The organism is Citricoccus zhacaiensis, assembly GCF_014645315.1.
In the GTDB taxonomy this organism is placed as follows: domain Bacteria; phylum Actinomycetota; class Actinomycetes; order Actinomycetales; family Micrococcaceae; genus Citricoccus; species Citricoccus zhacaiensis.
On record NZ_BMLQ01000001.1, the window covers coordinates 640,213 to 655,247 of the forward strand.

12 protein-coding genes are annotated in these 15,035 nt (G+C 70.2%); all 12 read right to left on the reverse strand.

All coding sequences use genetic code 11. The features are described from left to right. Positions 1 to 67: 67 nt before the first annotated feature. The 12 genes from IEX49_RS02780 to IEX49_RS02835 all read right to left on the reverse strand — a co-directional run bounded on the left by IEX49_RS02780 (position 68) and on the right by IEX49_RS02835 (position 14,947). Complete coding sequence (locus IEX49_RS02780; RefSeq protein WP_229672108.1) at positions 68 to 1,546, reverse strand: S8 family peptidase; 1,479 nt, start codon at positions 1,544 to 1,546, stop codon at positions 68 to 70. Positions 1,547 to 1,623: 77 nt separating this feature from the next. After that, positions 1,624 to 3,255: a DUF501 domain-containing protein gene (locus IEX49_RS16995; RefSeq protein ID WP_188803894.1), complete on the reverse strand. Its 1,632-nt coding sequence runs from the start codon at positions 3,253 to 3,255 to the stop codon at positions 1,624 to 1,626. Positions 3,256 to 3,308: 53 nt separating this feature from the next. Continuing rightward, positions 3,309 to 4,343, reverse strand: coding sequence for a septum formation initiator family protein (locus IEX49_RS16720; protein WP_229672109.1), 1,035 nt, complete (start codon positions 4,341 to 4,343; stop codon positions 3,309 to 3,311). Positions 4,344 to 4,568: 225 nt separating this feature from the next. Beyond that, on the reverse strand, positions 4,569 to 5,855 hold the full coding sequence (eno, locus tag IEX49_RS02795; protein ID WP_188803896.1) for a phosphopyruvate hydratase: 1,287 nt from the start codon (positions 5,853 to 5,855) through the stop codon (positions 4,569 to 4,571). Between the two features lie 116 nt (positions 5,856 to 5,971). Next, complete coding sequence (locus IEX49_RS02800) at positions 5,972 to 6,703, reverse strand: MazG nucleotide pyrophosphohydrolase domain-containing protein (protein WP_188803898.1); 732 nt, start codon at positions 6,701 to 6,703, stop codon at positions 5,972 to 5,974. Next, positions 6,700 to 7,929, reverse strand: a complete 1,230-nt coding sequence (locus IEX49_RS02805; RefSeq protein WP_188803900.1) for an adenosine deaminase — start codon at positions 7,927 to 7,929, stop codon at positions 6,700 to 6,702. The genes IEX49_RS02800 and IEX49_RS02805 overlap by 4 nt, the downstream gene beginning before the upstream one ends. Continuing rightward, positions 7,922 to 8,578, reverse strand: a complete 657-nt coding sequence (locus tag IEX49_RS02810; protein ID WP_229672171.1) for a DedA family protein — start codon at positions 8,576 to 8,578, stop codon at positions 7,922 to 7,924. The genes IEX49_RS02805 and IEX49_RS02810 overlap by 8 nt, the downstream gene beginning before the upstream one ends. A 119-nt stretch (positions 8,579 to 8,697) precedes the next feature. Then, positions 8,698 to 10,098 carry a thymidine phosphorylase gene (locus tag IEX49_RS02815; protein ID WP_188803904.1) on the reverse strand — a complete coding sequence of 467 codons (1,401 nt, stop codon included), beginning with the start codon at positions 10,096 to 10,098 and terminating at the stop codon, positions 8,698 to 8,700. Continuing rightward, positions 10,095 to 10,484, reverse strand: coding sequence for a cytidine deaminase (locus IEX49_RS02820; protein WP_229672172.1), 390 nt, complete (start codon positions 10,482 to 10,484; stop codon positions 10,095 to 10,097). The genes IEX49_RS02815 and IEX49_RS02820 overlap by 4 nt, the downstream gene beginning before the upstream one ends. A 202-nt stretch (positions 10,485 to 10,686) precedes the next feature. After that, positions 10,687 to 12,006: an ABC transporter permease gene (locus IEX49_RS02825; RefSeq protein ID WP_188803906.1), complete on the reverse strand. Its 1,320-nt coding sequence runs from the start codon at positions 12,004 to 12,006 to the stop codon at positions 10,687 to 10,689. Then, complete coding sequence (locus IEX49_RS02830; RefSeq protein ID WP_188803908.1) at positions 12,003 to 13,403, reverse strand: ABC transporter permease; 1,401 nt, start codon at positions 13,401 to 13,403, stop codon at positions 12,003 to 12,005. The genes IEX49_RS02825 and IEX49_RS02830 overlap by 4 nt, the downstream gene beginning before the upstream one ends. Further along, positions 13,400 to 14,947 (reverse strand): ABC transporter ATP-binding protein, encoded by a 1,548-nt coding sequence (locus IEX49_RS02835; protein ID WP_188803910.1) that lies wholly within the window; start codon positions 14,945 to 14,947, stop codon positions 13,400 to 13,402. The genes IEX49_RS02830 and IEX49_RS02835 overlap by 4 nt, the downstream gene beginning before the upstream one ends. Positions 14,948 to 15,035: the final 88 nt, after the last annotated feature.

Here is a 15,035-nt window from a genome sequence, read left to right on the forward strand (position 1 = left end):
CAAAGTCACAAAGTCTCGCCCACCGAAGGGCGTGCCGGAGTGAGCTGGCGTGAGCCGCTGACGTGGCTCAACGCTCCGGTGATCTGCGCTGACGCAGGTACAGGACCACGGCGGTGCCCGCCAGCCCGGCGACCACGAGTCCCGTGCCGATCACGAGCGCCGGCTGGAGTCCCGGGGCAGGATCGGCCGGGGTGGTCGCCTGCGGCAACTCTGTGGACAGCGGATCCGGGGCCGACGTCGGCTCGGCCGGTTCCCCGCTCGGGCTCGCGGTGGGCGTGGGGGCACCGGAGGGCTCAGCACGACGGTGCACGCGGATCCAATCGGCGATGGTGTCCATGGGATTGCGGTCCACGGCGCCGACGTCCGCCGACACGGCCGCGGCGGCGTCGATGATGCCGTGACCGTAGACCGGGTCCTCACCGGGCACCCCGGCATCCTCGGCCGTGGCCAGGATGCGGTGAATGACCTGATGGGCGGGCATCTCCGGGTATTCAGACCGGATCAGGGCGGCCAGGCCCGCCACGAGCGGGGCGGCACCCGAGGTGCCCGCCCACTCCTTCCGGTCACCGCCCGGCACGGCGCCGACCAGTGGGTCGGCCGGCGCGGCCACCCCGATGGAGATTCCCTCCGTGGAGGAGTCCCAGCTGGCCGTGCCATCCGGGTTGAGACCCGCCACGGTCAGCACACCGGGAATGGTCGCCGGGGCCCCCGCGGTCAGGGTTCCGGAGGCGCGGTTGCCGGCAGCGGCCACCACCACCACGTCGTTCTGCTCGGCGTGCAGGAAGGCCCGGTCCCAGCTCTCCGGCCAGTCCTGACGGGTGGAGCCGAGGGACATGTTGATGACGTCGGCTCCGTGGTCCACGGCCCAGGTGACGGCCTCGGCGATCTGGTCCTCCGGGGACGGGCCGCCGGGGTTGCTGGCACCGAGATGGACCGAGATGGACAGCAGTTCGGCCCGGGGAGCGACCCCCACGATCCCGTCCGGCCAGGCACCGGTGGCCTCGTCCGGAGTCGGCGTGCTGGAGGTGACGGAGGGGCTCGGGCTGGGTGTGGTCTCACCGGACGGCAGCGTTGAGGGCGTCGGCGTGGCCTTCGCGGAGCGGCGTTCCTCCTCGGCCCGGCGCAACGCGGCATCGTTGTTCCCGCGGCCGGCCAGGACCGAGGCCACCAGGGTGCCGTGTTCGGCCATCTCCCCGACCGGTTCGGTGCCGGAGTCGTTGCCCGCACCGGAGACGTCGATGCCGCCGACCACCTGGCCCCTCAGGTCGGGGTGATCCGCGTCGATGCCGGTGTCGATCACCGCGACCGTGACGCCCTCGCCCTGGCTGGTCCCCCACGCGTCACGGAATCCGTACTCGTCCAACCAGTACTGCCGGTCCCGCCATTCATCCGCGGAGGCGGCGGGCAGTGCGGACCAGCTTGCCGCACCGGGCGCACCGGACGCGCCGGACTCGGTCCAGCTTCCGCCCGGAGGCGGCAACAGCACCGGCCCGGCGACGAGGACCGCGGTGAGCACGGGGACGGTCAGCACGGTGGCCAGGGGCACAGCGGTCAGGCGGGTGGGGCGAGACGGGCGGATCCCGTGACTCCGAGTCCTCCCTCGCAAGCCGGCCCGGTGGCCGCTCATGCCTTTTGGGACAGGGCGATCCCGTCCAGGATGTCGTGCTCGGACGTGGTGGCCGTGGTGACCGCGCCATGTCCGGCCTGCGCCACCCGGCGCAGGATCATCGACCAGATGAGGGCCCCTGCCCCGATGACATCGACGCGGCCCGGGTGCATGTAGGGCAGGGCGGCCCGCTCCTCCCGCGTCGCGGCCAGCAGTCGCCCGGCGGTGTCACCGATGACGTCCACGTCCAGCTCCGTGGCGTGGATGGCCTCGGGATCGTAGGCGGTCAGGCCCAGCGCGGCGGCGGTCACGGTGGTCACGGTCCCGGCCACACCGACGACGGCGGCCACCTCCCCCAGTGGGATGCTCTCCTCGACCTCGTCCAGGACGGCCTCGATGTCCTGCACGGCACCCTGGATCTCGGCATCGGTCGGTGGATCGGTCCGCAGATGGCGCTCGGTGAATCGGACGCAGCCCATCTTGACACTGAGGGCGTGGGTGACCTGCGGCCCTGTACCTCCGGGGCCGGCCAGTGTTCCGAGGACGAATTCGGTGGATCCGCCGCCCAGGTCCACGACCAGCACCGGCCCGGCGGCCGCATGGCTGGAGGCCGCGCCGGCAAAGGACAGGGCCGCCTCCTCGTCCCCCGTGATGATCTCGGGTTCCACGCCCAGGCGTTCGCGGATCCCAGCGGTGAAGTCGGCCGCGTTGGCGGCGTCACGGCTGGCAGAGGTGGCGACGAACCGGACAGAGGTGGCCCCGAGGTCGCGGATGATCGCGGCGTAGTCCTCCGTGGCGGCGAAGGTGCGCTGCATGGCAGCCTCGGACAACCGTCCGGTGGCGTCCACTCCTTCGCCCAGCCGGACCACGCGCATCTCACGGTGCAGGTCCACGAGTCGCGGGGAAGCCGTGCTGCCGGTTCCGGGCTGATCTGTCGGCTGATCTGTCGGAGCTTCGAGGCGTGCCACGAGCAGTCTGATGGAGTTGGTCCCGCAGTCGATCGCCGCGACGGTCCTGCCCGGCTGGCGTGGCACCGCACCCTGCACGGGGTTCTGCTCCCCCGCGAGCCGCTTGACGTGGCGGCTGAGGTCCTTGCTCGGCACGGGTGCCCCGGGGTCCCAGGCGCCGGCGCACCAGCAGGTCTCGGCGGTCCAGTCCTCCCGCATGCGTCCGAGCGCCTCGTCCCCGAGGGGGTTCACGCCGGACCCAGCGGCCAGTGAGTGACCCACCAGGACGTGCAGGCACTTGACCCGTTCGGGCATGCCGCCGGCGGAGATGCCGGAGATCTCAGGGACCTCGTCGGTGCCGGCCACCCGGCCCACCCGGTCACGCTCGGCCAGGTAGGCCTCGTGCGCGCTCCGGTAGCGAGCGGACAGCTCGTCATCCTGCTGCAGCCGTTCGGACATCTCGGCCATCACACCGGACGCCTCCAGCCGGGAGACGGCGGCCGTCAACACGGGGTGGGTCAGGTAGAACGTGGTGGGAAAGGGGATGCCGTTGGACAGCCGTGGAGCGGTGGTGGCCACCAGCGGATTGCCGCACACGCACCGGGCCCCGATCTCGACCACATCACGGGCCGGCCGGTTCAGTTGCAGGCTGATGGTGTCCAGGTCCTGCTGCGTGGGGGTGCGGTCCAGGTTCTGCGTCATGGTGATGATCTTGCCTCAGTCGGTGCGTTGATGCCGGTGACAAGTGCTCCAGCCTAGTCGGTCCCGGCACGCACCACGGAGTCCAGCAGGGCATCCGCCCACGGCATGTCCTGGTTGACCTCGCTCGGACTGGCCGGCGGTGGCACAGGGTCCTCCACGGCCTCATCGCCGCCGATGACCATGTAGGTCTGCTCACCGGGCATGACGAGGTTGAAGCGTTCGCGCGCCTGCTGCTGGATGTAGGCCGGGTCCTCCCAGCGGGCGATCTCGCTCGTGAGATCCTGCTGCAACTGTTGCTCGGCTGCGATCTCCTCCTGGACGGCGCGGAGCTCGGCCTGCTGGTCCAGGAACACCCGCAGGGTCGGGGCCAACAGCACCGCGGCCACAAAGAGCACCACCAGGAAGGCCACGGAGCGGCCGGTGAGGTTGCGGGCCGGAACGGGTTCGATCGGGACCAGGGCCGGGCCCGGCGTCGACGTTGCTGCCGACGCAGACGTTGCTGCGGACGCAGAGGAAGCAGTACTTGACGAGGCGCCCGAGGACCGTGTCGACGACGGCGCCGTCGCGGCCCCGCTGGAGGCGCGGCCCGGAGCACGGCCTGGGGTCTGGGCCGGAGTTCTGGACGGAGTTCTGGCGGAGCTCCCCGCACGGGCACGGGGCACGGACCGGCGCAACAGATTGCGGCGTTCGTCGGCACGGCGCTGCCCGGGAGTCGGTTCCGGTGACGGGCCGGCCGGGGTGTCGTCCGGATCTGTCGCGTCGTCCAGGACGGCTTCGGGTCCGTCCGCGGCCTCCGCGTCAGCAGATGCCGGAGAGCCGCCCAGCGCCCGTCCGGCGGGCCGCCCGTCGATGGACTGCCCGCCGGCGGACGCCCGGTCCACTGACTCAGGGGGTGCGGGAGATTCGATGGATTCGGCGGATTGGCGCGACGGTGCCGCGTCGAGGGGGATGACCTTGGCGGAGTGGCCGCCCACCAGGTGCGGCGTCGAGCCGGGCCCGGCGGTGCCCGTGCGCTGGGCGGCGCCGGCCCCCACCTCGGCCAGCTGACGCTGGGAGGTTTTGGGGACGCGCGGACGACGAGTTGCCACCAGTACCTCCGTGCCCTTCCTGAACGAGACTTGTGAGACCGGGCCATCTACCCGGTCCCTCTGACGATAACGGCTGAGCAGCCCGGCGTCGGGACAGCGCGCCGAGCGGTTTCCCGGGGCTTTCGCCGTTAACCACCGCAACCCCGCCCCCGAAGACCCGGGAATGGGGTGCGGTGGCGGAGTCGCGGTGACGGGATTGCGGGGCAACCGGTCCGGCGCCGGCGGTCAGGCGCGGGCGGTGAACCGCGGGAATGCCGAGGCACCCGCGTAGATCGCGGAGTCGCCCAGCTCCTCCTCGATGCGCAGCAGCTGGTTGTACTTGGCCACCCGGTCCGAGCGGGCTGGGGCACCGGTCTTGATCTGGCCGGCGTTGGTGGCCACGGACAGGTCGGCGATGAAGGTGTCCTCGGTCTCGCCGGAGCGGTGGGAGATCATGCAGTGGAACTGGTGGCGCTGGGCCAGGGAGATCGCGTCGAAGGTCTCGGTCAGGGAGCCGATCTGGTTGACCTTGACCAGCAGGGCGTTGCCCGACTGCTCGTCGATGCCCCGCTGCAGGCGCTCCGGGTTGGTGACGAACAGGTCGTCGCCCACGAGCTGGACCGAGGCCCCCAGGGAGGTGGTGAGCTGCTGCCAGCCCGCCCAGTCGTTCTCGTCCAGCGGGTCCTCGATGGAGATCAGCGGGTAGTTCGCGGCCAGCTCCTCGTAGTACGCGATCATGTCCGCAGCACTCTTCTGCTCGCCCTCGAAGGTGTAGGTGGCGTTCGAGCAGAACTCGGAGGAGGCCACGTCCAGGGCCAGGGCGATGTCCTCGCCCGGCGTGTAGCCGGCCTGCGTGATGGCCTCGGTGATGAGGTCCAGGGCGGCGCGGTTGGACGGCAGGGACGGGGCGAAGCCGCCCTCGTCTCCCAGGCCGGTGCCGAGCCCGCGCTCCTGCAGGACCTTCTTGAGCGTGTGGTAGACCTCGGCGCCCCAGCGCAGGGCCTCCGAGAAGCTCGGAGCACCGATCGGGGCGATCATGAACTCCTGGATGTCCACGTTGGAGTCGGCGTGGGCGCCGCCGTTGAGGATGTTCATCATCGGCACGGGCAGCACGTGGGCGTTCGGGCCGCCCAGGTACTTGAACAGGGAGAGATCCGAGGAGGCGGCCGCCGCGTTGGCCACGGCCAGCGAGACGCCGAGGATGGCGTTGGCGCCCAGGGTGCCCTTGTTCTCCGTTCCGTCCAGGTCGATCATCAGGGTGTCGATGAGACGCTGGTCCGTGGCGTCCTCCCCCTCCAGCTCATCCGCGATGTTCTCGATGACGGCGTTGACGGCACCCAGCACACCCTTGCCGAGGTAACGGCCCTGGTCACCATCGCGGCGCTCGACGGCCTCGAACTCTCCCGTGGAGGCACCGGAGGGCACAGCGGCGCGACCGAGCGAGCCATCGGTCAGCAGCACCTCCACCTCAACGGTGGGGTTACCGCGGGAATCGAGGATTTCACGGGCATGGATGGCGTCGATCAGGGCCATGTGAGGTCTCCTTTGAAGACTGTCAGTGGGTAGGGCGTCAGGGCCGGTGTGGCTTGACGGTCCGGGTGGGCGCCGTGGCGCAGGTTGCGGTACCGCGGGGGCGATGCGGGTTCAGCCTAGCCCGTCGGATCCGTCCCCGAGAGGTCGTGACGGAGCGCGGCCAGGTGTTGCCGCAGCGCACGCTCCGGGTCGAGTCCCGCGGCTCGGGAGCGCTGGACCAGCCGGAACAGCTCGGCGCCCAGCTCCCCCTCGTCCTGCAGCACCAGCGGATCCAGGCCCGACGGCGGCGGGCCTGGATCCGGCAGCGGGTCCACCGGCTGCCGGGCGGCCCGGTCCACCACCTTCGCGGCGGCCGCCAGGGCGGGCAGGTGGGCGGGGACCTCGGTGAAGGCGGATTCCGCCTCAGCTGCCCCGGCTGCGCGCTCCGTCTTCTTGATGCGCTCCCAATTCTTCTCGAGGTCCTCCAGTCTCGCGGCCGCCAGGTCCTGCGGCTCGCGCAGGGACCCGTCGGCATGGAAGACGTGGGGGTTCCGGCGGATCATCTTGTCCGTGATGGCCTGGGCCGTGCCGTCGAAGGTGAAGCCACCGGCCCCCTGCGCGATCGCCGCGTGCAGGACGACCTGGAAGAGCACGTCCCCCATCTCGAGCCGCAGCTCCTCATACGTGCCGTCGGCCAGTGCCCCTTCAGGCCAACTGGCCGGTGGCGCGGACTCGATCACCTCGACGGCCTCGTACGCCTCCTCGATCAGGTACTCGGTCAGCACGGCATGGGTGAGCCGCCGCGTCCACGGGCAGTGTTCCCGCAGCTGGGCGACCACCCAGACGAGCCGGTCGACGGCGACGCTCACGCGTCCTCGTCGTCGAGGGCCTCCAGACGCACCGGGCCGTCCCCGGTCCCGCCGCTGGAGATGACCTCACCCCAGGCCTCGACGAGCAGTTCGGCCAGGGCCTCGCGGTCCTCGAGGGGCAGGAAGGCGGCCTCGGCGGCGTTGAGCTGGAAGTCCAGCAGCTCCTCGAGCGAGTAGCTGAAGACCTCCGCGATCAGGTACAGCTCGTCGGTGAGGGAGACCCCGCTCATCAGGCGGTTGTCCGGATTGATGGTCACGCGGAAGCCCAGCTGGGCCAGCATGTCGATCGGGTGGGTGGAGACCGTGCCGCCGTAGGCCGCCACGGCGCCGGTCTGCAGGTTCGAGGACGGGCAGATCTCCAGGGCGATGCCGCGGTCACGGACCCAGGCGGCAGTGGCACCGAGGTCCACGAGGGCGTTGTCCTCGCCGACCTGCTCACCGTTCTCGTCCACGGCGTTGAACTCCACCGTGATGTCGTCGGCGATCCGCACACCGTGGCCGAGACGCAGGGCGCGGCCGTTGACGAGGGCGTCATTGATGGACTCGAGGCCGTCCGACTCACCGGCGTGGACGGTGGCCGGGAAATGCTGGCCGGCCAACCAGGTGAAGGCCTCGGTGAAGCGCGAGGGCGGGAATCCGGTCTCCGGCCCCGCAATGTCGAATCCGACCGCTGTGGAGCCAGCGGAGCCACCGGCGCCACGGTGGCGCACGGCCAGCTCGGCGATCTCCTGCGAACGGTCGTTCTGGCGCATGGCCGTGATGAGCTGGCCGACGCGGATCGGGGTTCCCCCGGTCTCGGCGTTCTCCACGCCCTCGTCGAGTCCGGCCCGGACCGCCTCGACGGCCTGGTCCAGGGTCAGCCCGCCGGCGGTGTGCTGTTCGGGGGCCCAGCGGACCTCGGCATAGACGATGCCGTCTTCCACGAGGTCCTCCACGAACTCACGGGCCACCCGCTGCAGCCCCTCGGCCGTCTGCATGACCGCGATCGTGTGGTCGAAGGTCTCGAGGTAGCGCTCGAGGGTGCCGGAGTTCGCGGACTCGGCGAACCACTCCGCCAGCGCGTCGGCGGTGTCAGCGGGCAGATCGTGGCCGATCTGGCCGGCCAGGTCGAGGATGGTGGCCGGTCGCAGGCCCCCATCAAGGTGGTCGTGGAGGCTGATCTTGGGCAACGCTGCCAGATCGACGTCGAGGGGCGAGGGGGCGGAGAATTCGATCGCGTCAGTCACGTGGCGAGTCTACGGTAGCGGCCTCGGCCCGCAGTCCCCCGCCGGCCGCCCGTTTCCGTTCCGCCAGCCGGAGCAGGATCCTCTTCAGGATGAGGTCCACCACCCAGCCGACGACGGCGGCGGCCACCAGCGCCACGATGATCTGCAGCAGCGTGTTGTCCAGCCAGCCGGCGGTGGCCCGGGCGATCCCGATCGAGTAGGCCGACCAGAGGAACGCGGCGAAGATGTCCAGCAGGGTGAACCTCAGCCGCGGGTACCCGGTGGCCCCGGCGGTGTAGTTCACCGCCACCCGTCCGCCTGGGATGTACCGGGCCGTGCAGATCACCAGCGCGCCGTGTCCGTCCAGGGCGGTGCGGGCGGTGGCGACGGCCCGGACGACGCTGCGGCTGCGCATCCAACGGAACCGGGTGATGCCGATCCCCCGGCCGAGGGCATAGGCGATCTGGTCCCCGGTGATCGCCCCGAGGGCGCCGATCAGCCAGACCCACCACAGGGAGACGGTGTCCTGGGTGCCGGAGATGGAGGCCAGTGCCACCAGCACGGACTCCGAGGGCACCACGGGGAAGAACCCGTCGATCGTGCACAGCAGGTAGACCGCGAGCAGGATCCACCACTGCCCGGCGGCATGGAGGACCACGTCTTCGATCATCTGGAGCACCCGTTCAGCCTAGGCGAACGGAAGGCCCGGGACCGCACTTTTCTCGACGGTTCCGGGCCTTCTCAGGGTCTGCTCAGGGTCGTCTTCAGGTCGGGCCGGGGCCGGCGCGGTCAGTCGATCCGGTCGATGATGAGCGGGCGCCGCACGAACGTTCCGGCCTCCGCCGATCCCGCCGGGGCGATGGAATAGCCGCCCTCCAGCGCGGACAATGCACGGTCGAACTGCTCCGGGGTGTCCGTCAACAGGGTGAGCAGCGGTTGTCCGGCCTGCACGGTGTCCCCCGGCTTGGCGTGCAGGCGCACCCCGGCCGCGTCCTGGACCGGGTCCTCCTTGCGGGCCCGGCCGGCGCCGAGACGCCACGCGGCCAGGCCCACGGCCATGGCGTCCAGGCGGGTCAACACGCCGGACTCGCCGGCGGTGACCACATGGGACTCCCGTGCGGTCGCCATCGGGGCATCGGGGTCCCCGCCCTGGGCGGCGATCATCCGGCGCCACACGTCCATGGCTCGCCCGTCGGCCAGGGCCTCGGCCGGGTCCACCCCGGTGATCCCGGCCCCGGCCAGCATGCGGCGGGCCAGCTCCACGGTCAGTTCCACGACGTCGGCCGGTCCCCCGCCGGCGAGGACCTCCACCGATTCGGCGACCTCGATGGCGTTGCCGGCGGTCAGGCCCAGCGGGGTGTCCATGTCCGTCAGCAGGGCGGAGGTGTTCACGCCGGCGTCCCGGCCCAGGTCCACCATGGTCCGGGCGAGTTCGAGGGCGTCGGACTCGGTCTTCATGAAGGCGCCGGAGCCGCACTTGACGTCCAGCACCAAGGTGCCCGTGCCCTCGGCGATCTTCTTGGACATGATGGAGGAGGCGATCAGCGGGATCGCCTCCACGGTGCCGGTGACGTCCCGCAACGCGTAGAGCTTCTTGTCCGCCGGAGCCAGTCCCGAACCGGCGGCGCAGATGACGGCGCCCAGGGATGAGAGCTGGTCCATCATGGCCTCGTTGGACAGGTTGGCCTGCCAGCCGGGAATGGCCTCGAGCTTGTCCAGGGTGCCGCCGGTGTGGCCGAGGCCGCGGCCGGACAACTGGGGTACGGCCACGCCGTACACCGCCACGAGCGGTGCCAGCGGAAGCGTGATCTTGTCCCCCACGCCACCGGTGCTGTGCTTGTCCGCGGTCGGCTTGACGCCGCCGTCGGGCCCGCGCAACTGCGAGAAGTCCATCCGTTCACCCGAGGCGATCATCGCGTTCGTCCAGCGGGCGATCTCCGGCCGGTCCATGCCGTTGAGCAGGATGGCCATGGCCAGCGCGGACATCTGCTCGTCCGCCACCACACCGCGGGTGTAGGCCTCCACGACCCAGTCGATCTGCCCGTCGGAGAGCTGCTGGCGATCCCGCTTGGCCCGGATCACCTCGATCGCGTCGAACGGCTCGGCGCGGTGGCCGGCCCGGGGTGCGGAGGTCGAGGGGGCGGTGGAGGTGGAGGTAGAGGCAGAAGTAGAGGTGGGCTGCGGGGTCATCGGGTCCCTCCCGGGTTGTCGGTCGAGGCCGCACGGTCACTCAGGTGCGTCATGTCAGCCGGGCCGAAGGCCTGTGGCAGGACCTCGTCCATGGTCAGTTCGCCGTCCGGGCCCATGAGGCGCATGCCGGGGGCGTGGAATTCGTAGAGCAGCTGGCGGCAGCGGCCGCACGGCATGAGGACGTCACCGTTGCCGTCGACGCAGTAGAACGCCACGATCCTGCCGCCCCCGCTCATCTGCAGGCTGGACACCAGGGAGCACTCAGCGCAGAGCGTGAGGCCCAGCGAGGCGTTCTCGATGTTGCAGCCGGCCACCACGCGGCCATCGTCCACCAGGGCGGCGGCGCCCACCGGGAACCGGGAGTACGGCACGTAGGCGCGGGTCATCGCGGCGCGGGCGGTGGATTCCAGACGCTGCCAGTCGATGCCCGATCCGGTGCCGGTGATGCGCGGCAGGGATGCCGTCAGCGGGATGTCGTCCTCGAACGGGTCGCTGAACGCACCGCTGGACCCGTAGTCGTGGTGTTCCACGCTCACTCCTTCATTCTTCCTTGGCTGTTCCAGGCTGGTCCTTCACTCCTTCACTCCTTCACTCCTTCACATAGGGTGACCCGGCGGCGGCCGGGCCCCGGGACCTGCCGACCAGGCCGGCCACCACCAGGACGGTGACGAGGTAGGGCAGCATCGCCATGAACTGGCTGGGGACCGGGGTGCCCAGGATGGCCAGGACGTACTGCATGTTGGTGGTGAACCCGAACAGGAGCGCCGCGAAGAAGGCTCCGATCGGGTTCCAGCGGCCGAAGATCACGGCGGCGAGGGCGATGAACCCCTGGCCGGCGGTCATCTCCTTCGAGAAGGAGGACGAGGACACGAGCGTGAAGAAGGCACCGCCCATGCCGGCCACGGCGCCGCCGAGCAGCACGTTGATGTACCGGGTGCGGATCACGTTGATGCCCACGGTGTCCGCGGCCTTGGGGTGCTCGCCGACGGCCCGCACGCGCAGGCCCCACTTGGTGTGGAACAGGCCGATGTACAGGGCGATGACGATCAGGTACATGCCGTAGCCCAGGATCGTCTGGTCGAAGAGGATGGGGCCGATGATCGGGATGTCCGCCAGGAACGGGATCCGGATGCTCGGGAAGTGCGGCGGGGAGTTCAACGCCGAGGAGTTCGAGGACAGCACGGTGCTGAACAGGAAGCTGGTCAGCCCGGCCACCAGGACATTGAGCACCACGCCGACGATGATCTGGTTGACCAGGTAGCGGATGGCGAACACCGCCAGCAGCACGGACACCAGCACACCGGCCACGACGGCGGCCACGAGGCCCGCCCAGACCGAACCGGTCACCGAGCCGGTGACGGCTGCCGTGAAGGCGCCCGCCAGCAGCTGACCCTCGATGGCGATGTTCACGACGCCGGCCCGTTCGGAGAGCACACCGGCCATGGAGCCGAAGATCAGCGGGATCGCCAGGGTCACGGAGCCGGCGATGAGGCCGGTGAGGAACACCGTGGTGGTGTTGGCCGCGCCGACCACCCACACCAGGAACCCCGCCACGAACAGGGCGGCGAAGACGGCGGAGACCCAACCGCTGACCGTGCCGGAGCGGCGGACCTGCAGGAAGCCCCACACGGCGAGGGCGGCGAGCAGGAGGGTGATCGTCCAGCCGGCGGCAATGGTGGGGACCACGATGTCCGGGATGTGGATGGCATCGGCATCGGTGGAGATGCGGAACGTGGCCGACTTGCCCGAGGCGGTCAGGGCGAAGACGGCCAGGGAGACCGCCGCCAGCACCGCGAGCGCGATCGGCGTGGTCCAGTGCCGGACGATGTCCGTGGTGGGCCTCTCCGTCGTCGGGGCGGCTGGAGCGGGGCCGGCAGGGCCGTGGGGAACGGTCGCGGTGGTGCTCATCGCTGGTCGCCTTCCGCCGGGGTGGTGGTACTGGAGTCTGCGTCGCCGATGGTGGCGGAGTCGGCCGGGGCGACGTGGCCGTCGGCGGACGCGGTGGTCGCCGCGACGGCTCCGGCGAGGGTCGGCTGGGTGACTGGATCTGCCGTCGCGCGGGCCTGCAGGGAGCCCGGTGCCGGCAGGCGGAAGATCATCCGCACCAGCGGCGGTGCGGCGATGAACAGCACGATCAGCGACTGGATGATGAGCACGATGTCGATCGGCACCCCGGTCTCGGTCTGCATCGTCACGCCACCGGCGCGCAGCGCGCCGAACAGCAGTCCGGCCGCGAACACTCCCCAGGGGCTGGAGCGGCCGAGCAGGGCCACGGTGATGGCGTCGAAGCCGAAGGACCCGGCGACGTCCGTGTTGAGCATCTTCTCCGTGCCGGACACCTGGCTCATACCGGCCAGGCCGGCCAGGCCGCCGGAGATCGCCATGGCGACCACGTACATGCGCTTCACGGACACGCCAGCGGTCCGGGCGGCGTCGGGATTGGCACCCACGGCACGCAGCTGGAAGCCGACGGACGAACGCTTCATGAGCCACCAGGCGAACACGGTGGCCACCAGGGCCACGACGAAGCCCCAGTTCAGGCGGAAGCTGTCACCGAACAGGAGGGGGAAGACCGCCGTCGACGGCAGGAAGTCGGAGACCGGGTTGGTGGAGCCCTCTCGCTGGAGGACGGGGGTGTACAGGAAGTACGTGACGAGATGGATGGCCACGTAGTTGAGCATGATGGTCAGGATGACCTCGTGGGCACCGGTGAGCGCCTTCAGGAAGCCGACCACGGCCCCCCACAGGGCACCGCCGAGGATGCCCATGATCAGGACCAGCAACAGGTGCAAGCCTGCGGGCAGCTGCAGGTGGACACCGAACCAGGTGGCGAACATGGCCCCGAAGATCATCTGGCCCTGGCCGCCGATGTTGAACAGTCCGGAGCGGAACGAGATGGCGATGCCGAGCGAGATGATGATCAGCGGCGTGGCCACGGTCAGCGATTCCATCAGCGGGTAGATGCCCTCGCTGAAGGTGTCCCCGCGGTAGTTGAAGATCGCGCCGCGGAACAGGGCGGCGTAGGCGGCGGCCACGGCCGACCAGGCGGCGGCCAGGGTGTCCATGGGGCGGCTGAAGAAGTATCCGGCCGCCTCGAGGACATCCTCGTCCGTCAGGATGATCAGCACGGCACTGATGACCAGGGACAGGAGGATCGCCAGGACGGTGACGGTGCCGTTGCCGGACAGGACGTCCCGGAATGAGAACCCGTTCGGGGCACCGCCCTTCCGGCCCGATCCGCCGGCTCCTCCGCCCTGGGGGCCGGGCGTGGACGCCGGGGTGCTCTCGCTGGTCACGGCGCTCATGCCGTTGCTCCCTTCGGGGTGGTGTCCGGGGTGGTGTCCGGTTCGGTACCCGGGGTGATGCCGGCCATCATGAGACCCAGGTCGTCACGCGAGGTGTCCCCCGGCACGATCCCGATGATCCGGCCGTGGTACATCACCGCGATGCGGTCGGCCAGGTCGAGGACCTCGTCGAGTTCGGTGGAGACGATCATCACCGGGGTGCCCGAGTCCCGTTCGCGGATGATGCGGTCGTGCAGGAACTCGATGGAGCCGACGTCGACCCCTCGGGTGGGCTGGGAGGCGATGAAGAGCTTGAGGTCGTCCACCAGTTCCCGGGCCATGACGACCTTCTGCTGGTTGCCGCCGGACAGGGTGCCGACGGGCAGGTCCACGCCCTGCGTGCGGACATCGAATTCGGTGACGCGCTGCTCCGCCAGGGACCGGATGGCCGCCGGGCTCAGCTGGAAGCGGTTGCCGACGGGGGCCCGGTCGAAGCGGTTCAGGACGAGGTTCTCGGCCACGGAGAAGGACCCCACCAGACCGTCGGTGGAACGGTCCTCCGGCACATACCCGACGCCGGCCCGGATGACCTGCCTGGTGGTGCGGCCGAGGATCTCCTCGCCATCCAGGCGGATGGACCCCTGGGCTTTCTGCAGGCCCATGATGGCCTCGGTGAGCTCCGTCTGCCCATTGCCCTGGACACCGGCCACGGCCAGGATCTCGCCCTGGCGGATACCGAAGGAGACACGGTCCACCAGCCGGACGCCCTCCGGGCTCAGCACGGTCAGGTCGGACACCGAGAAGGTCTCCTCCCCCAGCTGCGGGGCGGACTTCGTGGTGTTCAGCCCCACGGCGCGGCCCACCATGAGGGCGGCCAGTTCGGACTGGTCCGCGTCCGGGTCCGCGGTGCCGACCATCCTGCCGCGGCGCAGCACGCTGATCACGGTGGAGATCGCCTTGACCTCGCGCAGTTTGTGGGAGATGAACACCACGGCGGTGCCGTTGTCCCGCAGCCGGCGGATGATGTCCAGCAACTCGTCGGTCTCCTGGGGCGTGAGCACGGCGGTGGGCTCGTCCAGGATCAGCACGCGGGCCTCGCGCACGAGCGCCTTGATGATCTCCACGCGCTGCTGGACGCCCACGGGTAGGTCCTCGACGAGGGCGTCCGGGTCCACGTGGAAGCCGTACTCATCGGAGATCTCGCGGATCTTCCGCCGGGTGGACTCGAGGTCCAGGATGCCGGCGGCACGCGTGTGCTCATCGCCCAGCGCCACGTTCTCCGCCACCGTGAACACGGGGATCAGCATGAAGTGCTGGTGCACCATGCCGATGCCGGCCCGCATGGCCTCACCGGGGCCACTGAACCGCACGGGCCGGCCGTCCACCAGGATCTCGCCGGCGGTCGGCTCGTAGAGACCGAACAGGACGTTCATCAGGGTGGACTTGCCCGCACCGTTCTCCCCCAGCAGGGAATGGACCTGGCCGGACTCCACCGTCAGGTCGATCGAGTCATTGGCCGTGAAGGCCCCGAATTTCTTGGTGATGCCGCGTAATTCGAGTTTCACCGTGCTCCAGCCATTCTGGCCCCTGACAGGCCATTGCTTCGGATCGTTGTCGTTCCATCCATGATGCTCGGTCCCAACGGGATCTCGA

Coding starts and splice junctions, on each gene's coding strand:
- IEX49_RS02830 (WP_188803908.1), bottom strand. CDS start 13,403: ATGAGCGCCGTGACCAGCGAGAGCACCCCGGCGTCCACGCCCGGCCCC.
- IEX49_RS02815 (WP_188803904.1), bottom strand. CDS start 10,098: ATGACCCCGCAGCCCACCTCTACTTCTGCCTCTACCTCCACCTCCACC.
- IEX49_RS02825 (WP_188803906.1), bottom strand. CDS start 12,006: ATGAGCACCACCGCGACCGTTCCCCACGGCCCTGCCGGCCCCGCTCCA.
- eno (WP_188803896.1), bottom strand. CDS start 5,855: ATGGCCCTGATCGACGCCATCCATGCCCGTGAAATCCTCGATTCCCGC.
- IEX49_RS02820 (WP_229672172.1), bottom strand. CDS start 10,484: ATGACCCGCGCCTACGTGCCGTACTCCCGGTTCCCGGTGGGCGCCGCC.
- IEX49_RS02810 (WP_229672171.1), bottom strand. CDS start 8,578: ATGATCGAAGACGTGGTCCTCCATGCCGCCGGGCAGTGGTGGATCCTG.
- IEX49_RS16995 (WP_188803894.1), bottom strand. CDS start 3,255: ATGACGCAGAACCTGGACCGCACCCCCACGCAGCAGGACCTGGACACC.